Consider the following 25,898-nt stretch of genomic DNA (forward strand, 5'->3'; position numbering starts at 1 on the left):
ATGTCTGTTTGTGATGCTTTGAGTATTCTCGTCAGCTTGTCGCTGACAGTGGTTAAAGATTCTTGATAGGTTTGGTGGATGTCAGATACATCGCGCCTTGTGGCATTCCGTCAGTGCAATCAAAGACTGCTGTTGTCATACAGCGCTCCTTTTAATCCGGCAGTGGCCATAGATTTGCGGATATGGGCAAAACCGTCGCGGTAAACGGCTTCAGGGGTTTCGGCAAAATCGCGCCAAACTTTGGTTGCCGCCGCAAGATCGGGGAGGCCACGGCCAAATGCTTCGATTGTGAGCCACCCGTCATAACCCGTTTGCTTGATTGCCGCGAATGTTTCCGGCCAAGGGATGTTGCCTCGACCCGGGACGCCGCGGTCATTCTCGGAGATATGGATGTGGTGGACGACATCTTTGTTTCGGATGAGCGCCGTAATAGGGTCGGCCTCTTCGATGTTAGCGTGAAAGGTGTCGTACATCGCGCGAATATTTGGGTGGTCTATCGCATGGATGTGCTCCGCAAGGGCGTCCATGGTATTCAGAAGATAACATTCAAAGCGGTTGAGTGCTTCTAGGCAGACCGTAACGCCATTTTGCGCTGCGTGATCACCAACAAGCCGCTGGCAAGCAATGGAGCGATCCAGTTCTTCTGATGTCGGCCCGGCCCCAGAGAAGTGGCCAAGTGTGGAGTGCAAGGGCCCACTGATCCTGTCCGCGCCCAATGCGGCAGAGCATTCCAGCGCCCAATTCATATAGTCTACTCCAGCAGCACGTTCCGCTGGATCATCAGAAATCAGGTTTTGCGCAGGATCTCCGTTGGCAGTGACGGCGGTGCGTTCAAGCCCCAATTCATCCAGCATTCGACCGGTGGCCGCATAGTCAGAAACCGTGCCTTCAAAAATAGGAATCTCTACCCCATCAAAGCCAGTTTCGCGGATATCGGCCAAAAGAGATCTATGTTCGGGGCCGACCTTGGTGGTCCACAAAAACATGCACATGCCAATTTTCACCGCAGGCTCCCATTCTCCATGATCGTCAACAACTGGTCATACCAGAGATGGGCGAATGGTCAATCCTGATCTTGAAGTGCTCAGGCTCCGGCACGACCCGAGCGTACCATGTTTTCCATAGGATTATGACGATAAATGAAGTGCATCGCCATATTTCTTGCTACGTTCCACTTGACCAACTTTTATTTCCAATGCTAACTGGTCTAACCAATTTTATACTCTGACACGGTGCGCGCGATTCACTGCTGCGCGGGATTGTCAGTGGTCTTTGACAGGGAAGAGGAAGAACAATGCATCTATCCACTCACAACTGGATGCGCGCGGAGCCGCTGGAAACAACCGTGCGCCGGATCAAGAAAATGGGCTACGAGAGCATCGAGATTTCGGGTGAGCCAGATCAATATGACACCAAGGAAACGCTGGCGCTTCTTAAAGAGCATGACATGCGGTGCTGGGGTGCTGTGACGCTGACATTGGGCGAACGCAATCTTGCAGCCAGGGATCAAGGTCAACGCGAACGGTCGGTGGATTACGTTAAAAGCGTTCTGACAATGGTCAGCGAGTTGGAAGGCGAAATCATCACATTGGTGCCTGCAACTGTGGGCAAGGTGGTGCCTGACGGCACCCCTGAAGAAGAGTGGGGATGGGTCGTTGACGCGACCAAGGAGTGTTTTCATCACGCCAAAAAGGTTGGTGTGCGCATCGCTGTGGAGCCGCTGAACAGGTTTGAAACCTACTTTTTCAACCGAGGCGCTCAGGCTCTGGCATTGGCTGATGCCGTCAGTCCCGAAGTGGGCGTGTGTCTAGATGCATTCCATCTGAATATCGAAGAAGAGGATATGTTCCAGACAATCCGCGATATCGGTGATCGTTTGTTTGATTTCCACGTGGCCGACAACAACCGGTTTGCGGCGGGCCTTGGCCATATTGACTGGCCTCGTGTGATCCAAACGCTGCGCGACATTGGATATGATGGGGCGGTCACCAATGAATTTGTCGCACCGGTGGACCGCACACCAGCGGCTCCTTATCCCGACATGGTTGATACAAACCCCGTCGATATCTCGCCAGAGCAGCTGAAGTTCATTCAAGATCACGGATCTAGCGTGCTGACTGAAGAATTCTATGCCGAACAGATGCAGATCACGGCAGATACGATCCTACCGCTGATCAAGTAAGTCGTGTTTTCCGTTGGGCCTGTGCATTGCATTTGTGCCCAACGGACAAAGGAGTTGCGATGCGAATAACCTCTGCTCAGGCATGGTGGGTTCAGATACCTATCGAAACGGACAAACAGCATGTCAGCGATTTTGGCCGGCTGCGGACCTTTGACGCCGCAATCCTTCGTCTGGAGACTGATGATGGATTGGTTGGTTGGGGTGAAGCGAAAAATGCGGCTGGCAGTGCGGGGACCTACGGCACGCTGGTGCATTTGCTAAATCACGAGTTTGGTCCAAAAATCATTGGCCGTGATCCTGCTGATATTACCTGGATTTGGGAAGATTTATACAACGGTGTGCGTGCCGAAAAAGCCCGCGTTGCTGGGCATGTTATGCCGGAGCTGGCACGGCGTGGCATGACCATCGCCGCGATTAGTGCCATCGATATCGCCCTTTGGGATATTTTGGGGAAAGCCGACGGAAAGCCTGTTTGGCAGCTTTTGGGTGGGCGCAAATCGGACCAGATGCGCGCCTATGCATCCGGCGGGTGGGCCGACAAAGACAACATCGGCAATCAACTGCAAAGCTACATCGATCAGGGTGGGTTTGATGGGGTGAAGATGCGTGTTGGTGCTATGGATGGTACGCCATACCGCTCAGCGGAGCGGGTGATTGCAGCGCGCAAGGCATTGGGCCCAGATGTGGACCTGATGGTGGATGCGCATGGCACTTTCAACGTGGCTGATGCCAAACGATTTGCCTATTTGGTTCGAGATTGTGATTTGGCGTGGTTCGAAGAACCAGTAACCGGCGACGACAAAACCGGCATGGCCGAAGTTCGGGAAGCATCCCACGTGCCAATTTCCGCCGGGGAATCCGAGGCAACGCGCTTTGACTTTCGCGACCTGATTGTGGGGCGTTGCGCGGATATTTTGCAACCTGATCCAGCTTGTTGCGGCGGCATTACCGAAGCGATGCGGATCGGTACGCTTGCATCAAGTTTCAATCTACGGCTAGCACCTCATCTTTGGGCGGGCGCGCCATGCTTCTTTGCGGGGCTACAAGTTTGTGCCGCATCGCCGGCAAGTTTCACGGTCGAGTTCTCTTTGGGGGCAAATCCGATGATCCACGAGCTGTCCAAAAATCCAGTAGAGGTTCAGGGGGGCATGATTGCAATTCCCGAGGCCCCGGGTATAGGGCTTGATATGAATGAGGCGGCGATCAGCAAATTTGCCATCAAAGGATGACATGCAACAAAAGGATTTCCTTCCCACATTGGCGTCATATTTGATTGCTGTGGCTGAAGCTAACGCTGGGAAAGCTCCGTCAGAACGCGAACTGGCCGAGCATTTCACCGTTAGCCGCGGGCAAGTGCGGGAATCGCTCGCCATTCTCGAAGCGATGCAGGTCATTGAGCGGCGGGCAAAATCGGGTATCTATTTACGCAAAGACCAGCGCGGGATCGAACAGCTAGCGTTTTTTGCGCGCGCCGGATTGCCGGTTGACCCGCGCCAAATTTACGAAGCGGTGGAAGTGCGCAAGATCCACGAAATCAAAGCCGCGGAACTGGCCGCCGAACGCGCCACGGAAGAGAATTTTGTAACGCTTGAGGGCATTCTGGCGGCATCTGAAAAACGGATCGCCGCAGGTGAGGGATTGAGCCAGCTTGACCACGATTTCCATCTTGAGATTGTCCGCGCCACTCAGAATGAAGTCTTCTATAACTTGTGCACCACATTCTATGTGCTGAGTGAAAAACGATTGTCGATCTACTTTAAAGAGGGCGATCGCAATGTCCGGTCTCATCAAGAGCATCAACAGATTTACGATGCTTTGCGCAGGCGCGACGGCGCGCTGTCGATGGCATTGATGAATTCGCACCTGCGTGGCGCGATGAGCTATTGGTCCGAGCTTTTGGAAGACAAAGACGCAAAACCATTGCAATAAGAGGCGCACATGTCCGAGTCTAAAGTCATTTTCTCTACACATGTGCTGCATCCTGAAGTGACACGGGATTTGCAGGCGTTGGGCGACTACCGTGTCGCCTCAGCTCCCACACCGGACGCTATCCACACTGAAAGCGAAGGCGCAGAAATCATTGTCGTACGCGCAAAGATCTCGCCAGGGATCGTCATCCGAGAACGCGGTTTGATGGCATGTGTGCGGCATGGGGCAGGGTTGGATATGATCCCTGTTGATATCGCGACGCAGCAAGGTGTGTTGGTGGCAAACGTACCGGGTGCCAATGCTAAAACCGTGGCTGAACATGCGATCTGGTCGGCGTTGGCGTTGTTGCGCAAATATCCGATGGTGAACAGCGACTTGCGTACGGTGGGCTGGGAGGCTGGGCGGCGGCACTCCAATGATGGTCGTGAATTGTCCGGACGTACGTTCGGGATTTTGGGCGTCGGAAACGTTGGACGCCAGGTTGCAGCGATGGCCGGGCACGGGTTTGGGTGCCGGGTCATTGCCCATACGCGGACACCCGCCAATTTGCCCGATGGTGTTGTGTCGGTCTCTATGGACGAGCTCCTAATGCAGTCAGATGTGCTGGTATTGTCGTGCCCGCTGACGGCTCAGACGACGGGTATCATCAACGGTGGTGCAATTGCGAAAATGAAACGGGGTGCTATCCTGATCAACGTGTCGCGTGGGCCGGTGACCGATGAAGTCGCACTTGGGAAAGCGCTCAGTTCGGGACATCTTGGCGGTGCGGCTGTGGATGTGTTTGTCGATCAACCCTTGCCAAGGGATCACCCATTTTTTGATCTCCCTAACGTGATCCTCACGCCGCATATGGCAGGGATAACCGAGGAGAGTATGCTCCGGATGGGGCAGGGTGTCGTGACAGAAACCACTCGAATATTGGCAGGCGATAAGCCAGAGAATTTCTGCAATCCCGAAGTTTGGGACAAGTTTAGAACCCGCTTTCCTTAGGGCTGTTAGGCCAGTGCAAGGTTACGTCCGGTTGCAGGGTCAAAATACAGCACCTGTTCGGGCCTCCAGCCAAACTGCACTACATCATCGATGTTGTGCTGCATCTGCGCAGGTACCGTTGCATGAACATGGGTTCCGTCAACATCGATGGTCAAGATCTTGATAACACCATGATTTTCGAGATCAAAAACACGGCCCGTGACGGGACCATCCTTCGCAATCACCACGTTTTCAGGGCGAATGCCGAATTGGATTTTCTGTCCCTCGCTACCTTTAGGATCAGCAACGGGCAGGCTATGGCCGCCCGCATTAATCACGGCTGACTTCCCTTTGAGCACGCCATCAATCAGGTTCATCGGGGGGGTTCCAACAGAGCGCGCCACGAAGGTGTTCAGTGGTTCATTGTAGATTTCCTCCGGGGTGCCGACCTGTACCAACTTACCTCGGTTTAGCACGCCGATTTTGTCACCCATGGACATGGCTTCTACTTGATCATGGGTCACAAAGACAAAAGTTGCGCCCAGTTCTTGGTGCAGTTTTTTCAGCTCAACCCGCAACACATCCCGCAGGTTGGCATCCAGGGCAGACAGAGGCTCGTCCATCAGGAAAACCCGAGGCTGACGCACAATAGCACGCCCGATAGACACCCGCTGCATTTCGCCGCCCGACAGCTTTTCAACCTTGCGGTCCAGCAGGCCCGTAATCTGAAGCGTTTCAGCAGCACGGTCAACGCGCTCCTTGATCTCGCTGGCGGTGAAATTATGGGTCCGGGATTTTAACGGGAACTCCAGATTGCCGCGCACAGTCAGGCGCGGATAGAGCGAATACTGCTGCAACACCAACGCGACATCGCGTTCTGCCGCATTCCACTGGGTCGCGTCCTGACCCTCAATCATAACTTTGCCGGAATCTGGTTTCTCAAGCCCTGCGATCACCCGCAGAGTTGTGGTTTTCCCGGCACCCGTTTGACCCAACAGAACAAAGAATTCTCCGTCTTTTATGTCGATATCGACACCACGTAATGCGGTGTTGGGGCCGAATTTCTTGGTAATGCCTTGCAGCGCAATGTCGGCCATCAGGTCGTTCCCCGCAGGTTCAATTCTGTTTTCTTGTCAAAGAAATGCGCCTGCGATGGGTCAAGGTTAACCCAAACCTGTGCCCCTTCGCCTTTGACAAAGCCACTTTGCGTACGAGCGCGCAATGTGGTCTCTCCGAGTTGCACATCGACGATGTCGTGGCTGCCCAGCGGTTCGATGTTGGTCGTTGCAGCCTGTGTGTATCCGGCCGTTTTTTCATGGGTCATAAGAACCGCTTCGGGGCGGATTCCAAGCGAGACGCCGCTGCCCGATTTATGCAGACCGGCCAGCAGGCCCTCGTCAAAGGCAAAACCGTCGCTCGCACCTTTGAGTACAACGTTTGATCCACTAATTTCGACATCAGCGATGTTCATTATGGGAGAACCCACGAATTTTGCGACGAACAGATTGATAGGGTTCAGATAGACTTCATCCGGGGCACCGACCTGCTGCAGAACGCCATCATGTAGAATGACGATACGGTCCGCGAGGCTCATCGCTTCGATCTGATCATGGGTTACATAAACAGAGGTGGAGCCGCGTGCGATGTGCAGGCGTTTGATTTCAGCGCGCATTTGGTCGCGCAATTTGGCATCAAGCACGCCAAGTGGTTCGTCCATCAATAAGGCTTGGGGTCTGCGCACCAACGCGCGGCCAATAGCAACCCGCTGCATGTCGCCGCCCGACAACGCAGATGGCTTGCGGTCAAGATGCTGAGCGATCTGCAGGGTCTCGGCAACCTCCTTGATTGCGCGGTCCCGCTCGGCTGCATCCATGCGCACGGCCCGCAGAGGAAAGGCGATGTTTTCGCGCACTGTCATATGCGGATAAAGCGAGAAGGACTGGAACACAAAAGCAATGTCTCGGTCCGCGGCCTTGCGGTCTTGTACCTCTTGGCCGTCGATCAGGATTTTGCCATCGGTGACCGTTTCCAGCCCGGCAATGGCGCGCAAGGCCGTCGTTTTGCCGCCGCCCGATTGGCCAAGCATCACAACAAATTCGCCGTCTTCTATTGTCAGGTTAAGATCCTTAAGTACCTGATTGGTACCAAAGAACTTTTGCACATTACGCATCTCGATCTGTGCCATCAGGCGTTGCCCCCATCCGTGTTGCCCGGCTCCATTTCGTCAACGAAGTCCTCTTCGGGTTCGGGATCAGGTGCGATCTTGGAGGTGATCATAAAGGTGACCAGACCCAACAGCGTCAGGGTGACGCCGTATTGATGCAAGAACAAGCTCCAGGGTTGGCAAAGCGAGATGATCCCAAAGATCATCAGGCTTTGTGCTGCCGGAGCGAGGAAGCGTTGATTAATTGACCGGAAACTCACTTGCGGATCGCTCCGAAGGACATGCCGCGCAGTAAGTGGTTGCGCAGGATGAAGGTGAAGATTGCAACAGGGATCAAGAACAACAGGGTGCCCGCCGCAATGACGGTCCAATCGGGCAAGCCGCTGCCGATCTGGCTTGGAATGTAGGGCGGTGCGGTTTGCGCGCGGCGGTTGGTCATGATCAACGCAAAGGCATATTCGTTCCACGCTGTGATGAAGCAGAACACTGCCGTGGCAGCCATGCCTGTCAACGCTTCTGGGAGCACGACCTTAAAGAACGCCTGCATACGGGTGTAGCCGTCGACCAGCGCCGCCTCTTCGTATTCTTTGGGGATTTCGTCGATGAAGCCTTTCATGATCCATACTGCAAAGCTGAGGTTGAAAGCGGTATAGAGGATGATCAGGCCCATATGCGTGTCGTTCAGGCCGACCACTCGGTACATCAAAAACATCGGGATCGCGACGACAACGGGGGGCAGCATTCGGGTGGATAGGATGAAGAATAACCAATCATCCTCCCCTTTCACTTTGAACCGGCTGAACCCGTACGCCGTCAATGTGCCCATCGACACGGCCAGCACCGTTGAGATGATGGAGATGATCAGCGAGTTTTTAAAACGGTCACCATAGCCAGACGAGCGGACCTTGCCAGATTTACGGTTGCGTACGACCTTTTCGCCGCCGTCAAACACCATTTGCTCCCACCATGGCGCGGCATCATATTCCTCTTGTGAGGGCTGATCGCGCAACTGGGAGCGTTTGGTGAAAAGCTTCACAAAGGGGGAAACCTCAGGTGTGAAAACCACCGTTGGCGGTATCGTGGTCGCCAAATTACGTGGTTTGAAGGCCGTCGCTGCAATCCAATAGATTGGCGTGAGCATGATGAGCAGGGCCACGAATACCGCAGCAATTGCCGTGCGGTTCGTCCATTTTTCGCGGGAGGTACGTACACCGGCCATCTTAGCGCGCCTTCACTTTATTGAGGTATTTCACATAGATATTGGTGATCGCGACAACCATGATCAAAACGATATAGGCCAACGCACTAGACATGCCGGTTTGCCATTCTTGGAACGCCATTTTGTAAAGGCGGATGGCAATCAGTTCGGTCGTCGGCTGAGAGGACAGCACAAAAGCCAGATCGAATGTTTTGAACGCTTCCATCGTGCGAAAGATGATCGCGATCATCAAGATCGGGGCAACCAGCGGCAACGTGATGCGGAAAAAGGTATAAAAATTACCAGCGCGGTCAATTTCGGCAGCCTCATAGAGATGCTTTGGCACGGCGGACAGTCCAGCCAGTGACAACAACATCACAAAGGGGGACCACATCCAGATATCTACGATCGCGATCGCCCAAAGGGCCATGTCGGGGTCCGCAAGCCATTCGAATTTCCCAAGGCCCAAGAAGTAGTTGATGATGCCAAAGTTGGGATCATACAGCAGCTTCCAGAACAGCCCAACAACAGCCATCGACAGCATCATGGGAAGCAACAACAGAGTTGTTATCAAACCCTTGGCAGGGATCGCCCGGTTCAACAACATAGCAAGGCCAAAACCAACAATCACTTGGCCTGTAACTGATATCAGGACGTATTTTGCGGTGATGGAAAAGTTCTTCCAGATGAACGGATCATTCAACAAATCTCGGTAGTTTTGCAGGCCCACAAAGTTAGCGGGCGCATTGGTTGAGGCACGAAAATCGGTAAACGAATAGCCCAGCGAATACAGCAGGGGGAAGATGTTGAAGATAATCAGAAATGCGATTGTCGGAATGATAAACAGATTTCTGATGGTCAGATCGCTTAACCCCTTTGCCGCAGCGCGGGAATTTGGGTCCAACCTGGTCAAAACTTCACTGGCCAATGGACAGCTCCCTTGGGTCTTCAGATGTGTGGGAAAGGAAGGGGCACCGAAGTGCCCCTATCTCGGTCAATGTCGGGGGCTGTTACTGCCCGCGGCCGTATTTCTTGAACGTTGCTTCCCAGTCTGCGGCCAAAGCATCCAGCGTTTCTTTTGCTGTGCCTTCTCCACCAACGATGAAGGGATAGAGGCGCTGGTTTGCAGATGTTAGAAGTTCCGCAAACTCAGGCACTGCCCAAAAGTCTTTGACCTTGAACATCGTCTGATAGAACGCCTCATTGTAAGGCGTTGCTGTGCGGAATTCATCCGATTCAAGCACCGCGGCGCTTGCGGTATATCCACCCAACTCAGCCCAACGCTTCTGGGTTTCGTCTTTGATGAACCACTCAAGGAACTTCATCGATTCTTCCTGGTTTTCTGAATAGCTCACAACAGAAATACCCTGACCCCCAAGTGCGGCGAATTGATCACCATCCGGACCTGCCGGATTGGCAAAGAAGCCGGTGTTGGCGGCGTGTGGGTTTGTTGCCTCATTCAAAAGGGCAGGGAAGAAGGCGAAGTAGTTCATCGACATGGCCACCAGGCCCTCAGTGATCGCTTGATTGTTCTCTACAAAGAACGTCTTGGCCCAGCCGGGAGGTGTCAGACCATAGAGTTTTTTGTAGTTTTCAAGCGCTGCAACGGCCTCAGGCGAGTTCACATAGCCATCGACTTCGTAGGTCTCAAAGTTGCCAAGATCGGCCCCATAAGAGAAGATCGCGTTTTCCACACCCATGACCATCGCATCATAGCTGTTGTCTGTGTAGATCGCGATGCCGTACCGGTCCTCATCAGGACGGTGGAAAAACTCAGCTATGTCTGTCATCTGCGCCCAAGTCTCAGGCACGGCCAGATCGTAGCCGTATTTTTCTTTGAAGGCGGCCATTTCAGCCGGATCTTCGAACCAATCTTTGCGATAAGACCATCCGACCGCATCACCCTCAGCAGGTATGGCCCAGAATTTTCCGGAGTTTCCGGGATACTCGGCATAATATTTGACGGTCGCTGGGGCCATCACTTCGCCAAGGTTATGTTTTTCGAAGAAGTCAGTCATGTCGACGTAGTGGCCGCCCTCAGACGCAGCACCAAGCCATTGGCTGTCGCCGACGATCATGTCATAGGCGCTTCCGCGTGCGTTAAATTCGGTAAATGCCTTGGTTTGAAAATCTGACCATGGCGTGGTTTCCACCGTAACTGAAATACCGGTTTCTTCCTCGTATTCGTTCACAAGCTCTTGCAGATAGTTCGCCGGATCCCATTCGGCCCAGAAGATCACCAGATCTTCTGCCCATGCTGAGGATGCCGAAAGCGCGCCAATGGCGACCCCCGCCAGCATTCCATTCCAGTTCGTTTTCATTTCCCAGTCCTCCCAGATTACATTCCAAATTGCCGTTTTGGCTTCTTGGCCGCAGCAGCCCAGTGAAACACGAAAATTCAGGCGATAGCGGCAGTCGTAAAATCAGTCTCTTTTTGGTACTACCAGATTAAAGAACCTGTCAAGGCATTGTTTGACCCACAAAGCATGGCGTATTCCTGAAAATGGGAGTATTAATTCCATTATGAACTTGAAAATAACTGTATCTGCCTCTTGTGTAACCTGTTCTCGCAACGGCCATACAGTATTTTTGAGTGTAATTTCGTCGAATCTGGCCCGACCAGATTTCAATAAATGAGCTTTTGAGGATCAATTCCGGTGATTTATCTTGTTGGCACATCAGACACCAAGGCAGAAGAGATCAGCTATTTGCAGGGTCTACTCACAAATGGAGGCGCTGAGGTTTGCGCCGTCGACGTTGGAATACGCGCTGCACTTAGTGTTATGGACATAACCCAGGCTGAGGTTGCACAACATCACACGTCTGGGGCGGCTGCAGTGCTTGGCTCAGAGGATCGCGGTCAGGCTGTTGCTGCGATGACCAGCGCATTTGCCAAGTTTTGCGCGGCCCACAAGCATCAGATCGACGCGATTATTGGCATTGGCGGAGGGGGCGGCACGTCGATCATAACCGCGGGCATGCGAGAGCTGCCATACGGCGTACCCAAGGTCATGGTGTCCACCCTCGCGTCTGGCGATGTCTCTCCTTTTGTCGGTACCAGCGATATCATTATGATGCCGTCTGTCACAGATTTGGCCGGGCTAAATCAGATCAGCCGTCATATTTTGCACAACGCCGCCCAAGCAATTCTGGGGATGGCAGAGCATCCTCATGTTGCGGGTGGGGGTTCCAAGCCCAGCATCGGACTGAGTATGTTTGGCGTCACGACACCGTGCGTTACCCAGATCACCGCGATGCTTGCGGATGATTTCGACAGCGTTGTATTTCATGCAACTGGCACCGGCGGGCGCAGCATGGAGCAATTGCTGAGTGAGGGCATGCTGAGTGGGTTGATCGACATGACAACCACAGAAATAGCGGATGAAGTGGTGGGCGGGGTACTATCAGCTGGCGCTGCCCGACTTGATGCGGTGGTGGCAAGCGGCAAACCCTATGTGGGATCGGTTGGTGCCCTAGATATGGTGAACTTTTGGGCCCCCAGTACGGTCCCTGAAGCGTTCAAAGACAGATTGTTTTACCATCACAACGCCAACGTCACTTTGATGCGAACATCGGCAAACGACTGCGAGCGGATCGGTACGTGGATCGTCGACAAGCTTAATATGTCAACCGGGCCTGTCTGCCTGATGCTTCCTGAAAAGGGGGTGTCGGCGCTAGATATTGAAGATGGGCCGTTTTGGGATCCCCCCGCGAACACAGCCTTGTTCAGCGCAATCGAACGTGGATTGAACCAGACCGACCAGCGCCGCATCAAACGGTTGCCTTTGCACATTAATGACCCTGCCTTTTCTGCGGCTGCAGCGCAGGCATATCGCGACATTTCATAGGAGGCTCCATGCCCGCAATTCCTCGTAAGACCATCCTCAAAACCCTCGCCGCCCTCATCGATGCTGGTCAACCTATCATCGGAGGCGGTGCTGGTACCGGCCTGTCTGCCAAATCTGAAGAAGCGGGCGGCATTGACCTGATCGTCATCTACAATTCAGGCCGCTACCGCATGGCGGGCCGCGGTTCATCAGCGGGATTGCTGGCTTACGGCAACGCAAACGAGATCGTCAAAGAAATGGCTGTCGAAGTTTTGCCGGTGGTCAAGCACACCCCAGTTCTTGCCGGTGTGAACGGTACGGACCCCTTTATCTTGATGCCGCAGTTTCTGGCTGAATTGAAAGCGATGGGGTTTTCTGGGGTACAGAACTTCCCCACAGTTGGTTTGTTTGACGGGGTCATGCGCCAGAGTTTCGAAGAGACTGGCATGGGTTTCGGGTTAGAGGTCGACATGATCGCGCAAGCGCATGCGCTTGATCTGCTGACCACGCCTTATGTCTTTAACGCGGATGAAGCCGTGGCGATGACAAAAGCGGGGGCGGATATTGTCGTGGCGCATATGGGCGTGACGACAGGGGGCAGCATCGGGGCCACATCGGCCAAGAGCCTTGAAGATTGCGTGGCCGAGATCGATGCCATTGCATCTGCCGCCCGTTCTGTGCGCGACGATGTGATTGTGATTTGCCATGGCGGCCCAATCGCCATGCCCGACGATGCGGCATTTGTTCTGCAAAATTGTGCGCGATGTGATGGGTTCTACGGGGCCAGCAGCGCAGAGCGTCTGCCAACAGAAATTGCGATCCGCGACCAGATCAGGCGGTTCAAAGGCCTGAATGTTAATATGGATAAAATGGAGGGTTAGGCATGAGCGCGATGGACAAGTATTTTGTGTATCCCAATGACGTGGATAATTTCGGTTTTGATTGGGGTAGGCTGGCACTGACCTGCGGACCCGAGGTGAATGGCGCCGAACAGTTTTCAGCGGGCGTTGTTTTTGTGCCTCCGGGCCAAGGACACAGCCGCCACAACCATCCCGGCGCTGAAGAAATCATCTTTATCATCAAGGGCAGCGGCGAACAGATGGTCGAAGACGAGGATGGCACGCCCGAACTGCGCACTGTCGGTCCCGGTTGCACGGTGTTCATTCCAGAAAGCCGCTATCATGCTACCCAGAACACCGGGACAGAGCCGATGGAGATTTTCGTGGTCTATGCACCTGCAGGGCCAGAAAAAATGCTACGCGATGCGCCGGATTTTCACATAATCCCCGCCAAAGATCTGAAGTGAGACCGCTATGACCGAGCTAAACTACGACTTTGACCACTTAGACAGCCTGATGGACGATGCGGGATTGGACGCGCTTTTGCTGACGTCCAAACACAACATTCAATATATGCTGGGCGGGTACCGATACATTTTCTTTTCGGCAATGGATGCGATTGGGCACAGCCGATATCTGCCTGTCATCATCTATGTCAAAGGCCAAAAAGAACACACCGGCTACATCGGCAACACGATGGAGAGGGGCGAACACGAAAACACACCATTCTGGGTGCCACATTTCTACCCCGTGGGCTGGAGTAGCTTAGACAGCACAATCCAAGCCATCAAACATTTGGAAATGATCGGCGTCACGGCTGGGCGCATTGGTGTCGAACCTCCGTTTTTGCCGTCTGACGCCCAAGACGCTTTGCGCGACGCCCTGCCAGATGCGGCTTTCTTGAATGCCACGTCGGTGCTGGAAAACCTCCGCGCTGTCAAAAGCCCTGCAGAGCTGCGGACTTTGCGCGAGGCATCCGAGAGAATTACTAAGGCAATGCAAGCAACGATCGCTGCCTCTGGGGTTGGCAGTACGAAACACGAGATCATTGAGCGTCTGCGCCAAGAAGAGACCAAACTAGAGTTAGAGTTCGACTATTGTTTGCTGACGCTTGGGGCCAGTCATAACCGCGCTGGATCGAACCAAGCTTGGGCTGATGGCGAGATACTATCGATAGATTCAGGTGGTAATTTGGGCGGCTACATTGGCGATATTTGCCGCATGGGCTTTTTGGGGGAGCCGGATGCCGAACTCATTGACCTGCTCGGTGAAGTCGAAGAAGTCCAACAAGCTGCATTCGCTGAAGTCAAAGCGGGTGCGCCCGGTATCGCGGCCTTTACTGCAGGCCAAGCCGTTTTGGCGCGGCAACCGAACAAACAGCACATGGACTTTTTTGGTCACGGCATGGGGCTGGTCAGTCACGAAGCGCCGTTCTTGCTGACCAACCATCCGGTTTCTTACGAAGGGCGCGATGCTGAGAACCCGCTAAAGGCTGGTATGGTTCTGTCGATCGAAACCCAGATGCAGCACCCAACCCGCGGGTTTATCAAGCTGGAAGACACGCTGACAGTGACAGAAACTGGCTTTGAGATGTTTGGAACCGAAGGTCGCGGTTGGAACCGCGGTGGCACCGGGTGACGTCATTTGCCCTGGGTGCATGCGCGGATTTACAGCGCTTGCGCCCAATTGAGTAGGCTCAGCGAAACTTCATGTAATGGATTTACGACGACTCGCAACTTGTTGTTCTGGAGTCCTATTTGACGATCCGGATGCCGTGCGTGCCCTCAATCAAGGGGCAGGCCGCTAGGTACTCTTTCTGGCACGCCAAACGGCGTTTGCTCAACGCTTTTGCCAGTGAGTGCCTCTAGGAATGCCTCAAGGCTTGCGACTTCGTCATTGGTAAGTGGCAAAGGCTGGGTGTCACGATGCCTGGACTGGCGCTGCTTCTCAAAGCGATCGTCCTGAATGGCGAAATCACCCGACGCCAACCATTCGGCAATTGGAAGGTTGGCCATGTCGGTGCTCCATTGTGGGGCACCATCAATGTGGTGGCGGATAATGCCAGTGAGGGTTGGATACGCCCCATTGTGGCCGTAAGGGGCTGTTAGAGCAATATTGCGCAGCATTGGGGTGCGGAAACGGTAGGCATCGACCAGATCATCCGTTTTGCCCATGCGGCCAACGTCGCGCGGCATGGGGTCAAATCTGCGCGTACGGCCGGGGCCAAATTGCGGCAGCGCCAACGCGTGAAATTCCTGATCCGACATAAGTGGCCCGGCGTGGCAGCTGCTGCACTGACCTTTGCCATAAAATACGGTGAGGCCGGTCAATGCTGCCTCGCTTAGCGCCGATATGTCACCTGCGAGATACGCGTCGAAGGGGCTGTCAAAGCTTTGCCACTCGGTGCCCATAAACGCAGCCAGCGCGTTTGCGATTTCGACGATTGTGACGTCTTTTGCTGCGTCGATATGATCGAACGCCGCGACGAATGCCTCTCCATAGGCAGGGATGGTTCGGACCCGTTTGGCAAGGATCGGCCAAGCCGCATCAATTCGGTCATGCATGGCCCCCGCGATTTCATTCTCACCGGGGTTTCCAGCCATTTCGAATTGCGCGACCAGCGGAAACAGCGCCTGTGCGGCCAAGGGCGAATTCAGCCCGGACGGGAGCCATTCTTCGGCGGGGGTGTCAAAACCGTTTCCGTACCGCGCGCTCACCATTAGGCGCCCATCATGGAAAAACGTATGCAAATCACGCGCGCTTAGGTTCCATAGGCCGGGCGCGTTGCGCGGGATGCGCTTGCGGATGCGATCTTCGCCGATGCCGGGTGTTCGGTCAGGGCCCAGACCGCTGCCACCTTCGCCGATGCCCAGGGACAAGCCATCTGCTGTCCCAAACTTGGGGTGATGGCAGGTTGAACAGGCGATATTTCTGTTCCCCGACAAGATTTTGTCGTAAAAAAGGAGCTGACCCAATGCGGCCTGATCAGCATCAAATTGGATGAAATCAGCGGATGTTAACGGATCCGGCAGTTCGGCCGACGCCGGTGCCACAAGACAAAAAAGGAGCGCCACTTGCGCCAAGCTATGTTTGCACTGTGCCTTCTTGGCAGCCCAGCTTTTGGCGGGGTTGAAGAAGGGCGCGACTTTATGGAGGCGGGCGATTTTACCGCTGCAATGACGGAGTTTTTGCCTGCTGCGCGCAGTGGCAATGCCGACGCTGAAGAATTGATCGGCGTGATGTATGCGATGGGGCTTGGGGTGCCGCGCGATGATCGTCGGGCGTTTGAATGGTACCTGCGTGCCTCGCTCAAGGGGCATCCCGGTGCGCAATCGGGGATTGGCTGGTACTATGAGGTCGGGCGCGGGATTGAGGCGGTTGATCTGGTGCGGGCCTACATGTGGTACACGCTGTCGGCTGCGGGTGGCGATCCGGACGCCGCGATTTCCCTCGAAGAGGTCGTCAAGAAAATGACGCAAGAACAGATCAAAGAAGCACATATTTTGGTCAGTGACTACAAAGGTTGGATGTATCCGTTTCGGTAACGGTGCACGGGGGGCGAAACATAATCGCGCCCCCCGTGGATTTATTTAGTTCAGGTCTTTGTCGCGGGCCGCGTTCGTATCGGCCTCGGCTGCCGCAACAGCGACGGCAAGCGCATCAAAGATTTCTGGACCGCGTGTTACGTTGCCTTTGAACCAGTCATAGACAGGTGTTGCGGACGTACGGAAAGCCGCTTTTTCGTCAGGCGTTGGCACATAGAGGTCACCACCTTCGGATACAAACTGCTCATAAGCGGCGATGGATTTGCGCTTTGGTGAGGCGAAAGTCGCCTGCTGCAGAGCATAGAAGCCATCGACGACAACGCGGCGCATATCTTCTGGCATGTCTGTGAACGTCTTGTTGGACATCCACCACAAGGCACCCATGTAGGCGTGGCCGTCCAGCGTCACGTACTGCAGACCCGCATCAGGGAATTTCATGCCCATGATGTCGGTGATGCCGTTCTTGGACCCTTCAACAACGCCGGTTTGCAGCGACGTGAAAAGCTCAGGCCATGGGATTGGCGTTGGCGCAGCGCCCATCGCTTTGACCAGTTCCTGAGGCAGGTCGGCGACCACGGTGCGGATCTTCATGCCTTCCATGTCGGCAGGGCCTGTCACGCGACGCTGCGTGTTGGCAAAGTTGCGCCAGCCACCCGTGTTGCCGACGGTCATCAGGCGAATTGCGTCGCCGGAATCTTCAAGCGCCATGTTGCGCATTGTGCGGACAAAATCACCGGACAGGACATGCTCGGCGATGCGGTCGTCTGACATTAGGTAAGGCAGATCAAGAACCTGCACATAAGGGAAGATACCTGAGGCACCACCCGAAGTGGAAATGTAGATATCGATGCTGCCATCCGCAACGCCCTGCAGGCATTCCGCGCCGTTTGAGCAAAGTTGCGTGCCGATGAACAGCTCAACTTCGATTGCGCCATTTGAGGCCGCTTCGACGTAGTTCTTAAAGACGACCAGACCGTCATAGTCTTCGTCGTTTTCATTGGAGTTTGCTGTGGCACGGATTTTGTAATCCTGAGCCGAAGCAGACAGCGCCGTGCCAGCAAGCAGTGCCGACAGAGCGAGGGTCTTGAGGGTTTTCTTGAGCATTATGGTTCCTCCCTGATACTCGTTTTTATTAGTTAGCAAACCCGGTGAGCCTTGGAATGGTCATCGAAATTGCTGGGACGTAGGTAATTAGGAATATGACGGCGATCTCTACCGCAAGGAAGGGTAGAATTGCCTTGGCGATGGCTTCGACTCTTTCACCAGAAACCGCAGAGGCCACAAAGAGCACCAACCCCATTGGCGGTGTCGCGAGGCCGACGGTCAAGTTTACCGACATGATGATTGCAAAGTGGATCGGATCGACACCAAGGCTGATGAAGATCGGCCCCAAGATCGGCCCAAGGATGATGATCGCAGGTCCCGCATCCAGAAACATACCCACCACAAACAGCAGCAGGTTGATCAAGAACAACAAGACCAGCGGGTTACTGGAAAGCGATAGAATATAGGCTGCCAGTTGTTCAGGTGCATGGCTGAGGCTAACGACGGTTTTGAACGCCAAGGCTGCCCCCACAAGCAAAAGCACCACAGCAGATGTCATGCCTGAGCGGATCAGGATGCCGGGAACTTCGGCAACCGTGAGGGTGCGCAGGACGAAAAAGCCGATGAAGAGGGCGTAGGCCACGGCCACAGCTGCGGCCTCAGTTGGGGTAAAGATACCCCCCAAAATGCCGCCTAGGATGATCACAGGCGTCAACAGCGGCCAAAATGCTCGCAAAGATGCCTGACCGCGTTCGGGCCACGTATATTTGCGGCTGGCGATTGGGAAGTTGTATTTGTTGGCCATGAGTTTGACCATCAGCATCAAGCCTATCCCGACCATGGCACCCGGTACGATGCCAGCAAGAAACAGCGCCGCAACACTTTCGCCCATCACATAGGCGTAAATGATCATGATGCCCGAGGGCGGAATAATCGGGCCAATCACGGATGACGCCGCAGTAATCGCTGCGGCAAATGTGCGGGTGTAGCCCTGTTTTTCCATTGCAGGGATCAGCATGGACCCCAAGGCAGAGGTGTCCGCCACTGCAGAACCAGAAAGCCCGGCAAACAACATGGAGGACAAGACGTTTACATGTGCAAGACCGCCGCGCAGGTGGCCCATGAAGGCTTGGGAAAACTCCACAAGGCGCATGGTGATGCCGCCTTTGTTCATCAACTCGCCTGCGAGCATAAAGAACGGGATCGCCATCAGCGGAAAGCTGTCCATGCCGTTGTATACGTTGCGGTAAAGGAGCGTGATGTCGCTTTGCTGTCCGCTAAGCCAGAGTAAGATGCCGGGGGCTGCCAGCAGTCCAAAGAACACTGGAAGGCCGATCATTAGAAAGATCAGAAAGACGGGTAAAAACCAGATCAGCATTATTCAGCACCTCCCATATCGGCAGCACCAATTGGGCTTAGACGGTCAGAGCCGCCCAATAGGTTAACGATTGTACGCAAAATCAGCTCGATGTTAACGGAGGTCAGTAGGATAACGCCCACCAGCAGCGAGGCCATCATCCAAGAGCGCGGCACGCGCAGCCATTCCGAGAAATCGATCGATGTGGGAACGTAAAGCGACGCCGTGGTGAAGCGCCCGCCAAATCCAGTAACTTCGCTCCAGCCAATTTTGACAGCTACGACCAGAACGATCAGTGACATCAGCAGTAGGAATAAATTGATCAGGCTGCCCAACACCCGGGGCAGCATCACGATCAGCATGTCGATGGCGACAAAACCACCCTGCCGAAACGCACTCGGAGCCATAAGGCCCGCCATCCACAACATACAAAACCGCGCGGCCTCGTCCGGCCAGGGTAGGGCGTTGTTCAAAATGTATCGAAAGAAGACCTGAATCAAGATGGCGAAAACCATCAGTGCGACGGCAATGGCACCGATGCCACGGCCCACACGTAAAACATGCTCATTCACAAAGCTAATCGGTGCAATGACCGCTAGTAGTCCTCCCACGGACATCTCCTCCTCTTGTTGGCCCATTTTCGGGCCGATCCGTCAGGCGTTAAGCCGCCTGAAAGACACCGTATTTTCCAGCAAAAAATCCCAGCGGGTTGCCGCTGTTGATATCCGCATGGATGACTTGTCCCACCACGATCACATGATCGCCTCCCGGGTGGGTTGCGACAAGCTGACATTCCAGCCTCGCAAGACAATTGTCGATCAGTGGCACACCATTTGCGCTGATTGTCATATCCAAATCATCAAAGGCATGCTTGTCGCGGGCGAACCCTTCGCAGACATGTGCCTGATCTTCGGTCAGAATATGAATTGCGTAAAAGGGCGCTGACTCAAAATACTGGAAACGGCGCGATCCGCGTGCCGGCGACCAAAGCACCAGGGCGGGATCGAGCGATAGGGAGGAAAAGCTGTTCGCGGTGATGCCAACTGGGCCGTCCTTTGACGCTGCTGTTATCACCGTGACGCCTGTTGCAAAGCGGCCGAATGCATCGCGCAACAAGCGGGTGTTTTCCGGATCTGGCCTGAATTCTATACCCATCGATCTGCTCCTAGGCCACTTCGCGGCCCAAAGCCGCCTGATAAAGTTTGAACCAAGTCTGGCGGTCCATCTTGACTTTGAATGCGTCGGAAAGCGCTGCAATTCGGTCAAGATTATTGGTGCCCATCACCGGCAGGATTTTTGCAGGATGTGCCAGCACCCAAGCAACCGCAACGGCTGCGCGGTCGACGCCATTTTCGCGCGCGACATTGTCCAGTACGCGGCCGATTTCACTGTCGTCCGTCATCAATGCACCGCCGCCAAGCGGTGACCAGGCCATGATGGATTGGGCATTTTTCTGATGAAAGGCCACATCGCCATTGGTGAACCCGTCATTGGCGGCAAGTGATACTTCGAGCTGGTTTGTGATCAGGGGGTTCTTCATACCTGATTGCAACAATTCCCAATCCCAAGGCTTGAAGTTGGACACGCCAACATTGCCAACCTTGCCCGAAGCGACAAGCGCATCAAGGGCAGCACCCGTTTCATGATGGTCCATGAACGGATCGGGGCGGTGGATCAACAGCAGGTCGATATGATCTGTTGCCATGTTATTCAGCGATGCTTCGACCGATAGTGCGATGTGTGCGGTAGAGGTGTCGTAGTGCTTAACCGGAACATCGGCGTATTTACCGCAAGGGGCGATAATATCGCATTTCGTTACGATCTGCATTTTCTGACGCAGGGCAGAGTTGCCGCGCAATGCCTCACCCAGAACGGATTCCGCGCTGTAATCGCCATAGATGTCAGCCTGATCAAACGTGGTGATCCCTTGGTCCAGGCACGCGTTGATTTTGGCCAAGACATGGCCCGTCGAAGTGTCTTTGTCGTCAGCCAAACGCCACATTCCATAAACAATACGGCTCATGGATAGGGTGTCGGATATGCGGATGGCTTCCATTAGCGGCGAACTCCTGCGGCAAGGGGGGATTGGGGGGCTTGGGCGGGGATGCGCCCATATTCATGTGGCATAGAACAGGTTTTGAGGTGGGGCATTACAAGGCGGCCAAAATGTTCGGCCTCGTCGATATGCGGATAACCTGAAAAGATGAAGGCCCGGATGCCCATCTTTTGGTATTCTTCGATTTTGGACAGAACTTGATCCGCTGAGCCGACCAAAGCCGCACCGCAGCCAGAACGCGCACGGCCCACGCCAGTCCAGAGGTTTGGCTCGATATAGCCATATTCATCTGCGATCTCGCGGTTGGCTGCCTGATGCGAAACGCCAAGCGATGTGGCGTCCAACGCGCGTTCGCGGATCATCTTGCCGTATTCATCATCCAGCTTTGAGGTGATGTGCTCCGCGTATTCCTGCGCTTCTTTTTCGGTTTCGCGTACAATCATGTGGACCCGCAGCCCATAATCGAGGGTCCGGTTGTGTTTTTCAGCGACCGCATTCACCGCACGCATCCGACCCGCAAGGTCCTCCTGCTTTTCCGGCCACATGAGGTACACGTCACAATGCTGCCCGCACAGCTCAAGCGCCATCGGGGAGTAGCCACCAAAATACAGCAGAGGTCCGCCAGTTTGGTAGGGGATCACGGGATCGGTTGTGAGGCCTTTGAAATTATATATTTCGCCGTCGTAGTTAATTTCGGGCTGCGTCCAGGCTTGCTTCAGGATCTCAACCACTTCGCGTGAACGCTGGTAGCGAAAGGCGCTCTCTTCTTTCTGGCCGGGGAAATCGGAGCTGATGATGTTAACTGTCAGCCGTCCCTCAAGCATGTGATCAAGCGTCGCGATGGTGCGTGCCAGCATGATAGGTTGCATCTCGCCACAGCGCACGGCGGCCAGCAAATTGATGTCAGTGGTGATCGGCGCACAGCCCGCCACGAAAGACAGCGTGTCCTGACCGACCTGATAAGAAGACGGGCATAGAATGTTGCGAAAGCCTTGCGCTTCGGCGGTCTTTACGATGTCAGAGCAATGCGCCCAGCTTGAACGCAGATCGCCATCCGGGACGCCTAGAAATTCATAATCGTCAGAGCAAAGAGCGGAGAACCAAGAAACCTCGGCGGCGTCCAGATTCGGCGATGTAATTGGTACGATTGTCATCGCTTATTCCTTTGATCGGTGTTTGATTTTCCACTTGCGTAGCATCCGGTTTGATGTAGATCAATGGTGTATCAATTCTTCTCGCCTATGAAATTTTGGACCCCAATTGTGAAACCCAGCGCCGGAAATCCCAACGTGTTGCCAGCGTATGTGCAGATCAGCGAATTACTGATCCGCGAGATTAGCGCTGGGCGTTTGATGGATGGTGAACGGTTGCCGCCTGAACGTGACATGGCGAAAACGCTCAACACGTCTGTGGGGACGTTGCGCAAAGCTCTGGCTATTCTTGTTGATAAACAGCTGCTTGAGCGGGTTCAGGGGTCTGGAAACTATGTTCGCCACGGAGGTGTTGGCGATAGCATCTATGCGATGTTTCGGTTGGAACTTCTTGCAGGCGGGGGGTTGCCGCGCGCCCGCGTGCTGAGCATTCAAGCGATGGCAAAACCAGATGATCTGCCGAAATTTGGCACCTCCGCCCACACCACCCGAATTCGACGGCTGCGGTTTCTGAATGAAACCATCATTGGTGTCGAAGAGATCTGGCTTGATGCAGATGCAGGCGACGTGCCCGAGGGTGCCATTTCAGATTCGCTCTATCACTTTTACCAGCAACGACTTGGGCTGTGGATCGCCCGCGCCGAAGACCGGGTTGGCATTGGGGCCGTTCCTGATTGGGCCCCCGTTGAATTCACCAAACCCGTCGGTATGACAACAGGATATATTGAGCGTTTCAGTTGGACAGATGCACCTGAAGCGGTCGAGTTTTCCCGCACCTGGTTCGATACGGACCGCGCGCTTTATGTGCAGCGGCTTAAATAGGAAATGAATATGACGAAGACCACGCAATACGGCATCATCGGATGCGGGATGATGGGCCAAGAGCATCTGCGCAACATCGCATTGCTGCCAAGTACAAATGTTGCGGCGATTTTTGAACCGGATGCTGACATGGCGGCCATTGCCGTAGGATTGGCCCCACAGGCGCGGCTTTGCGACAGTTTGGACGAATTGCTTGCGGTTGAGGAACTTGATTGCCTCGTGATTGTCAGCCCAAATTACTGCCACATGGATCAACTTGAGATGATCGCCATGCGGCGCCCCTTGCCGGTGCTGGTGGAAAAGCCGCTTTTTACCAACCCTGCAGATGTCGGCCGCTTGAAGGCCTTTCAGGAGAGCTATCCAGCTCCTGTGTGGGTCGCGATGGAATACCGCTTCATGCCTCCGGTCGCGGCGTTGCGCGAAGCGGTTGATGCGGCGACGGGTGGCATCAAAATGCTCAGCATCCGCGAGCACCGTTTTCCGTTTCTAAGCAAGGTCGGCGATTGGAACCGCTTTAATGCGAAGTCCGGCGGCACGTTTGTTGAAAAATGCTGCCATTTCTTTGACCTGATGCGGCTTTTGACGAAATCTGAACCGGTCCGGGTCATGGCAAGTGCGGCCCAAGACGTGAACCATCTGGCTGAAACGTATGAGGGCCAGCCGTCTGATATCCTCGATAACGGCTATGTTATCGTTGATTTCGCCAATGGAATGCGCGCGATGCTGGAACTGTGCATGTTTGCAGAAGGTGCGCGCTATCAAGAAGAGATTACCGCCGTAGGCCCTGATGGGAAGATCGAAGCGCTGGTGCCCGGGCCAGGGCGGTTCTGGCCTGCACATCTGGGATCTGCGCCCATTCCGCTGGTAATCACCAGCCCGCGCGATCCACGAGGCCCGCAGACCCGTGAATTTCCCGTTGATCCGACTTTGCTGGAAGCGGGCGATCATAACGGCTCGACCTTTTATCAACACGAGGGCTTTCTGGCACTTGTGCGCGGCGAGCGCAGCCGACCTGCGGTAAGTTTGGAAGATGGTTGGAAAGCTGTCGAAATGGGGCTCGCTGCACAGAAAAGCGCATTGACGGGGCAGGCGGTGTCTTTGCAAGTTTAGCGAACTGTTAGCGTTTGTTTGTGGGGCTAAGCAGGGTAGCCGTATTGCTTTACCACGCTCCAAATTCGAGTGTTGAGATTTGACAGGCTTTGGATCGCGTCGTTCATATTGTCGAGCGCTTCTTGGTCAATATCACTGGATTGACCCATTTTCAGGCCATCGCGGCGGTCCGCAATGCGCATCAGGATCGATCTTGGATTTCCGCCGTCAGTATCAAATGCGTAAATGCAGTGATTGTAGCGATTGCGCAGCGCGCTGAGACGCAGCATTTTTTGGGTGCAAGCAATGATGGCATCGCGCTCCGTGGTTGCGCGGTCGGGCATTTTTGCCAAACGCTCCACCAGGTCGATCCGCGCGCGTGCGGTGTTGAGCGTCAGAAAAATGATTGTCGCCGTTTCCTTATCAACTTTTGCCTGTCCGGCGATGAGGTGGATTAACAGGCTTTCGGTGTTGGTCCACGCATAGTTCAGGCGGCCCGCCAACAACAAGAAGGCGTCAAAGTCAAAAGGACTTTTGTCATTCATGCTGGTTAGCTTTCCTGCCGTTTTCCATAAACCACACTGTTGCTTCGGTGCGGTTGCGCACACCAAGTTTGCCGATGATGTGGTGCATATGTAGCTTTACCGTATGTTCAGAGAGCGACAGTTCAGCTGCGATCGTTTTGTTCTGCAACCCGTGTGACACCAATTCAAGCACTTCGGTCTCGCGCGGTGTCAGGTCGACAGTCGGCGTCGATGCGCGGTGAGCGACGGCGTGATGTGAATTACCGGGCGCATCCGTCTTAAGGATCGCAGTGGGCAAATAACCCTCTCCGCTTACAATCAATCGCATGATCGCAATCCAACTGTCGCTTTGTAGGCGCATGGGCAAGAGGCTGAGCTTGCGCAGTAGTGGTTCGCTTTGGATCAGTGGAAAAATGTCACTGGGAAGATTCCGGTCGCGGTAAGCAAGAGCAAGATGTGCGCGCGGTGCTTCGGCGGCAATTGCGGCAACCACCATCGGCATTTGGTCTCGCAGGCTTTCATCCAACACTACGGTCGTGACATCGTCCCCGCAGTTTTTGAGGTGAGCATCGAATTGCGCAGAATCGTCGCACCTAAGGATGCTCACGCCCTGAAAGGCGGCCTCAAGCAGACTCATTAGATGATCTGAGAAACTAAGCGTATGCCCCAAAAAGATAAGTGTTGGTTTTGAAGCGTTCGAGTGATCGCCACCCGGCTCCGGAATTGAAAATGTCATAGCGCTCAACGGCTCTATCCTGAAAAAACGATATGGCTCTGATGCCAGCAACAAATTTAGGACAACGGAGCCCGGAAAAGACTAAACGAAATTAATAATCCATTGTTTATGCCACAAACGACGGGACCAAATCTACCTAGTCGAATAGTTTAGCCATTGGGCCGCGCAATTCCCTATATGTTGGGGCGCAAGCTTCGAATACCTCAATATATGTGGAAGTTGTACAATTTTGACCGAGCGGTCTAAATTCAAATTGATTAATTCTTGAGCAGGACCCACCAACAAAAGGATTAGGTTCCTGACATTTCTTCAGATGATTCTTTTACCTTGCCTTCTTAATCTTATACACTGATAGGTTATAATTTGTTTAAAAACAGTTATTTAAGATATGCCGCGAGGCGTAAACCTTTTGTCTGGCTTCTCCCAAACCCCTATTTAGGCGGAATATTGCTTAGCTGCCCTTATT

General features: G+C 54.1%; 27 protein-coding genes. 11 read left to right on the forward strand and 16 right to left on the reverse strand.

Annotation, left to right across the window (positions count from 1 at the left end):
- Positions 1 to 119 precede the first annotated feature (119 nt).
- The gene (locus tag C1J03_RS06080) at positions 120 to 986 is read right to left on the reverse strand and encodes a sugar phosphate isomerase/epimerase family protein (protein WP_254694194.1); all 867 of its coding nucleotides are present in this window, start codon (positions 984 to 986) and stop codon (positions 120 to 122) included.
- Between the two features lie 308 nt (positions 987 to 1,294).
- Between C1J03_RS06080 and C1J03_RS06085 the strand changes: the two genes are divergently transcribed.
- From C1J03_RS06085 to C1J03_RS06100, 4 genes are read left to right on the forward strand one after another with little or no spacing between them, the layout of a single operon-like run.
- A complete protein-coding gene (locus C1J03_RS06085) occupies positions 1,295 to 2,182 on the forward strand; it encodes a sugar phosphate isomerase/epimerase family protein (RefSeq protein WP_114884692.1) in 888 nt (295 codons plus the stop codon).
- A 59-nt stretch (positions 2,183 to 2,241) separates the two neighbouring features.
- The gene (locus C1J03_RS06090; RefSeq protein ID WP_114884694.1) at positions 2,242 to 3,411 is read left to right on the forward strand and encodes a mandelate racemase/muconate lactonizing enzyme family protein; all 1,170 of its coding nucleotides are present in this window, start codon (positions 2,242 to 2,244) and stop codon (positions 3,409 to 3,411) included.
- A 1-nt stretch (position 3,412) separates the two neighbouring features.
- Positions 3,413 to 4,111 carry a FadR/GntR family transcriptional regulator gene (locus C1J03_RS06095; RefSeq protein ID WP_114884696.1) on the forward strand — a complete coding sequence of 233 codons (699 nt, stop codon included), beginning with the start codon at positions 3,413 to 3,415 and terminating at the stop codon, positions 4,109 to 4,111.
- A 9-nt stretch (positions 4,112 to 4,120) separates the two neighbouring features.
- Positions 4,121 to 5,101 carry an NAD(P)-dependent oxidoreductase gene (locus tag C1J03_RS06100; RefSeq protein WP_114884698.1) on the forward strand — a complete coding sequence of 327 codons (981 nt, stop codon included), beginning with the start codon at positions 4,121 to 4,123 and terminating at the stop codon, positions 5,099 to 5,101.
- Positions 5,102 to 5,106: 5 nt separating this feature from the next.
- Here the strand turns inward: C1J03_RS06100 and C1J03_RS06105 are convergent, their stop codons facing one another.
- The 6 genes from C1J03_RS06105 to C1J03_RS06130 form a co-directional block, all read right to left on the reverse strand.
- A complete protein-coding gene (locus tag C1J03_RS06105; protein WP_114884700.1) occupies positions 5,107 to 6,177 on the reverse strand; it encodes an ABC transporter ATP-binding protein in 1,071 nt (356 codons plus the stop codon).
- On the reverse strand, positions 6,177 to 7,265 hold the full coding sequence (locus C1J03_RS06110; protein ID WP_114884701.1) for an ABC transporter ATP-binding protein: 1,089 nt from the start codon (positions 7,263 to 7,265) through the stop codon (positions 6,177 to 6,179). The genes C1J03_RS06105 and C1J03_RS06110 overlap by 1 nt, the downstream gene beginning before the upstream one ends.
- On the reverse strand, positions 7,265 to 7,504 hold the full coding sequence (locus tag C1J03_RS06115) for a hypothetical protein (RefSeq protein WP_114884704.1): 240 nt from the start codon (positions 7,502 to 7,504) through the stop codon (positions 7,265 to 7,267). The genes C1J03_RS06110 and C1J03_RS06115 overlap by 1 nt, the downstream gene beginning before the upstream one ends.
- Positions 7,501 to 8,463, reverse strand: coding sequence for a carbohydrate ABC transporter permease (locus C1J03_RS06120; protein WP_114884706.1), 963 nt, complete (start codon positions 8,461 to 8,463; stop codon positions 7,501 to 7,503). Before C1J03_RS06120 ends, C1J03_RS06115 begins: the two co-directional genes overlap by 4 nt.
- Position 8,464: 1 nt before the next feature.
- Complete coding sequence (locus C1J03_RS06125; protein ID WP_114884709.1) at positions 8,465 to 9,370, reverse strand: carbohydrate ABC transporter permease; 906 nt, start codon at positions 9,368 to 9,370, stop codon at positions 8,465 to 8,467.
- A gap of 82 nt (positions 9,371 to 9,452) precedes the next feature.
- Positions 9,453 to 10,763 (reverse strand): ABC transporter substrate-binding protein, encoded by a 1,311-nt coding sequence (locus C1J03_RS06130; protein WP_114884711.1) that lies wholly within the window; start codon positions 10,761 to 10,763, stop codon positions 9,453 to 9,455.
- Between the two features lie 336 nt (positions 10,764 to 11,099).
- On the opposite strand from C1J03_RS06130, the gene C1J03_RS06135 reads away from it, so the two are divergent.
- From C1J03_RS06135 to C1J03_RS06150, 4 genes are read left to right on the forward strand one after another with little or no spacing between them, the layout of a single operon-like run.
- On the forward strand, positions 11,100 to 12,290 hold the full coding sequence (locus C1J03_RS06135; protein WP_254694195.1) for a Tm-1-like ATP-binding domain-containing protein: 1,191 nt from the start codon (positions 11,100 to 11,102) through the stop codon (positions 12,288 to 12,290).
- Positions 12,291 to 12,298: 8 nt separating this feature from the next.
- Positions 12,299 to 13,150, forward strand: coding sequence for a phosphoenolpyruvate hydrolase family protein (locus tag C1J03_RS06140; protein ID WP_114884715.1), 852 nt, complete (start codon positions 12,299 to 12,301; stop codon positions 13,148 to 13,150).
- Between the two features lie 2 nt (positions 13,151 to 13,152).
- The gene (locus C1J03_RS06145; protein ID WP_114884717.1) at positions 13,153 to 13,575 is read left to right on the forward strand and encodes a cupin domain-containing protein; all 423 of its coding nucleotides are present in this window, start codon (positions 13,153 to 13,155) and stop codon (positions 13,573 to 13,575) included.
- A 7-nt stretch (positions 13,576 to 13,582) separates the two neighbouring features.
- The gene (locus C1J03_RS06150) at positions 13,583 to 14,746 is read left to right on the forward strand and encodes a M24 family metallopeptidase (RefSeq protein WP_114884719.1); all 1,164 of its coding nucleotides are present in this window, start codon (positions 13,583 to 13,585) and stop codon (positions 14,744 to 14,746) included.
- A 146-nt stretch (positions 14,747 to 14,892) separates the two neighbouring features.
- On the opposite strand, the gene C1J03_RS06155 is transcribed toward C1J03_RS06150, so the two are convergent.
- A complete protein-coding gene (locus C1J03_RS06155; RefSeq protein WP_216825901.1) occupies positions 14,893 to 16,182 on the reverse strand; it encodes a cytochrome-c peroxidase in 1,290 nt (429 codons plus the stop codon).
- A gap of 12 nt (positions 16,183 to 16,194) precedes the next feature.
- Here C1J03_RS06155 and C1J03_RS06160 point away from each other — a divergent pair, with 12 nt between their 5' ends.
- A complete protein-coding gene (locus tag C1J03_RS06160) occupies positions 16,195 to 16,653 on the forward strand; it encodes a tetratricopeptide repeat protein (protein WP_174234495.1) in 459 nt (152 codons plus the stop codon).
- Positions 16,654 to 16,698: 45 nt separating this feature from the next.
- Here C1J03_RS06160 and C1J03_RS06165 read toward each other — a convergent pair whose 3' ends face one another.
- The 6 genes from C1J03_RS06165 to C1J03_RS06190 are packed head-to-tail and all read right to left on the reverse strand — an operon-like array spanning position 16,699 to position 22,264.
- Complete coding sequence (locus C1J03_RS06165) at positions 16,699 to 17,757, reverse strand: TRAP transporter substrate-binding protein (protein WP_114884723.1); 1,059 nt, start codon at positions 17,755 to 17,757, stop codon at positions 16,699 to 16,701.
- 28 nt (positions 17,758 to 17,785) lie between these two features.
- Complete coding sequence (locus tag C1J03_RS06170; protein WP_114884725.1) at positions 17,786 to 19,075, reverse strand: TRAP transporter large permease; 1,290 nt, start codon at positions 19,073 to 19,075, stop codon at positions 17,786 to 17,788.
- Complete coding sequence (locus tag C1J03_RS06175; RefSeq protein WP_114888871.1) at positions 19,075 to 19,665, reverse strand: TRAP transporter small permease; 591 nt, start codon at positions 19,663 to 19,665, stop codon at positions 19,075 to 19,077. Before C1J03_RS06175 ends, C1J03_RS06170 begins: the two co-directional genes overlap by 1 nt.
- Positions 19,666 to 19,714: 49 nt before the next feature.
- Positions 19,715 to 20,209, reverse strand: coding sequence for a flavin reductase family protein (locus C1J03_RS06180; protein WP_114884727.1), 495 nt, complete (start codon positions 20,207 to 20,209; stop codon positions 19,715 to 19,717).
- Positions 20,210 to 20,219: 10 nt separating this feature from the next.
- Positions 20,220 to 21,110 carry an aldo/keto reductase gene (locus C1J03_RS06185; RefSeq protein WP_114884729.1) on the reverse strand — a complete coding sequence of 297 codons (891 nt, stop codon included), beginning with the start codon at positions 21,108 to 21,110 and terminating at the stop codon, positions 20,220 to 20,222.
- Complete coding sequence (locus tag C1J03_RS06190; protein ID WP_114884731.1) at positions 21,110 to 22,264, reverse strand: LLM class flavin-dependent oxidoreductase; 1,155 nt, start codon at positions 22,262 to 22,264, stop codon at positions 21,110 to 21,112. The genes C1J03_RS06185 and C1J03_RS06190 overlap by 1 nt, the downstream gene beginning before the upstream one ends.
- Positions 22,265 to 22,351: 87 nt before the next feature.
- On the opposite strand from C1J03_RS06190, the gene C1J03_RS06195 reads away from it, so the two are divergent.
- Positions 22,352 to 23,083: a GntR family transcriptional regulator gene (locus C1J03_RS06195; RefSeq protein ID WP_114888872.1), complete on the forward strand. Its 732-nt coding sequence runs from the start codon at positions 22,352 to 22,354 to the stop codon at positions 23,081 to 23,083.
- A 9-nt stretch (positions 23,084 to 23,092) separates the two neighbouring features.
- Positions 23,093 to 24,193, forward strand: a complete 1,101-nt coding sequence (locus C1J03_RS06200) for a Gfo/Idh/MocA family protein (RefSeq protein WP_114884733.1) — start codon at positions 23,093 to 23,095, stop codon at positions 24,191 to 24,193.
- Between the two features lie 26 nt (positions 24,194 to 24,219).
- On the opposite strand, the gene C1J03_RS06205 is transcribed toward C1J03_RS06200, so the two are convergent.
- Together C1J03_RS06205 and C1J03_RS25665 are read right to left on the reverse strand one after the other, a co-directional pair.
- Entirely contained in the window at positions 24,220 to 24,717 is a 498-nt protein-coding gene (locus C1J03_RS06205) for a hypothetical protein (protein ID WP_114884735.1), read from the reverse strand.
- The gene (locus C1J03_RS25665; protein ID WP_114884738.1) at positions 24,710 to 25,432 is read right to left on the reverse strand and encodes a helix-turn-helix transcriptional regulator; all 723 of its coding nucleotides are present in this window, start codon (positions 25,430 to 25,432) and stop codon (positions 24,710 to 24,712) included. The genes C1J03_RS06205 and C1J03_RS25665 overlap by 8 nt, the downstream gene beginning before the upstream one ends.
- Positions 25,433 to 25,898: the final 466 nt, after the last annotated feature.

Source organism: Sulfitobacter sp. SK012 (assembly GCF_003352085.1).
Classification (GTDB): Bacteria; Pseudomonadota; Alphaproteobacteria; order Rhodobacterales; family Rhodobacteraceae; genus Sulfitobacter.

What these genes read in the sequence shown, in the direction of transcription:
- C1J03_RS06080 (WP_254694194.1), bottom strand. Translation starts at nt 986, where the DNA reads ATGTTTTTGTGGACCACCAAGGTCGGCCCCGAACATAGATCTCTTTTG.
- C1J03_RS06085 (WP_114884692.1), top strand. Translation starts at nt 1,295, where the DNA reads ATGCATCTATCCACTCACAACTGGATGCGCGCGGAGCCGCTGGAAACA.
- C1J03_RS06090 (WP_114884694.1), top strand. Translation starts at nt 2,242, where the DNA reads ATGCGAATAACCTCTGCTCAGGCATGGTGGGTTCAGATACCTATCGAA.
- C1J03_RS06095 (WP_114884696.1), top strand. Translation starts at nt 3,413, where the DNA reads ATGCAACAAAAGGATTTCCTTCCCACATTGGCGTCATATTTGATTGCT.
- C1J03_RS06100 (WP_114884698.1), top strand. Translation starts at nt 4,121, where the DNA reads ATGTCCGAGTCTAAAGTCATTTTCTCTACACATGTGCTGCATCCTGAA.
- C1J03_RS06105 (WP_114884700.1), bottom strand. Translation starts at nt 6,177, where the DNA reads ATGGCCGACATTGCGCTGCAAGGCATTACCAAGAAATTCGGCCCCAAC.
- C1J03_RS06110 (WP_114884701.1), bottom strand. Translation starts at nt 7,265, where the DNA reads ATGGCACAGATCGAGATGCGTAATGTGCAAAAGTTCTTTGGTACCAAT.
- C1J03_RS06120 (WP_114884706.1), bottom strand. Translation starts at nt 8,463, where the DNA reads ATGGCCGGTGTACGTACCTCCCGCGAAAAATGGACGAACCGCACGGCA.
- C1J03_RS06130 (WP_114884711.1), bottom strand. Translation starts at nt 10,763, where the DNA reads ATGAAAACGAACTGGAATGGAATGCTGGCGGGGGTCGCCATTGGCGCG.
- C1J03_RS06140 (WP_114884715.1), top strand. Translation starts at nt 12,299, where the DNA reads ATGCCCGCAATTCCTCGTAAGACCATCCTCAAAACCCTCGCCGCCCTC.
- C1J03_RS06145 (WP_114884717.1), top strand. Translation starts at nt 13,153, where the DNA reads ATGAGCGCGATGGACAAGTATTTTGTGTATCCCAATGACGTGGATAAT.
- C1J03_RS06150 (WP_114884719.1), top strand. Translation starts at nt 13,583, where the DNA reads ATGACCGAGCTAAACTACGACTTTGACCACTTAGACAGCCTGATGGAC.
- C1J03_RS06160 (WP_174234495.1), top strand. Translation starts at nt 16,195, where the DNA reads ATGTTTGCACTGTGCCTTCTTGGCAGCCCAGCTTTTGGCGGGGTTGAA.
- C1J03_RS06165 (WP_114884723.1), bottom strand. Translation starts at nt 17,757, where the DNA reads ATGCTCAAGAAAACCCTCAAGACCCTCGCTCTGTCGGCACTGCTTGCT.
- C1J03_RS06170 (WP_114884725.1), bottom strand. Translation starts at nt 19,075, where the DNA reads ATGCTGATCTGGTTTTTACCCGTCTTTCTGATCTTTCTAATGATCGGC.
- C1J03_RS06180 (WP_114884727.1), bottom strand. Translation starts at nt 20,209, where the DNA reads ATGGGTATAGAATTCAGGCCAGATCCGGAAAACACCCGCTTGTTGCGC.
- C1J03_RS06185 (WP_114884729.1), bottom strand. Translation starts at nt 21,110, where the DNA reads ATGGAAGCCATCCGCATATCCGACACCCTATCCATGAGCCGTATTGTT.
- C1J03_RS06190 (WP_114884731.1), bottom strand. Translation starts at nt 22,264, where the DNA reads ATGACAATCGTACCAATTACATCGCCGAATCTGGACGCCGCCGAGGTT.
- C1J03_RS06195 (WP_114888872.1), top strand. Translation starts at nt 22,352, where the DNA reads ATGAAATTTTGGACCCCAATTGTGAAACCCAGCGCCGGAAATCCCAAC.
- C1J03_RS06200 (WP_114884733.1), top strand. Translation starts at nt 23,093, where the DNA reads ATGACGAAGACCACGCAATACGGCATCATCGGATGCGGGATGATGGGC.
- C1J03_RS06205 (WP_114884735.1), bottom strand. Translation starts at nt 24,717, where the DNA reads ATGAATGACAAAAGTCCTTTTGACTTTGACGCCTTCTTGTTGTTGGCG.
- C1J03_RS25665 (WP_114884738.1), bottom strand. Translation starts at nt 25,432, where the DNA reads ATGACATTTTCAATTCCGGAGCCGGGTGGCGATCACTCGAACGCTTCA.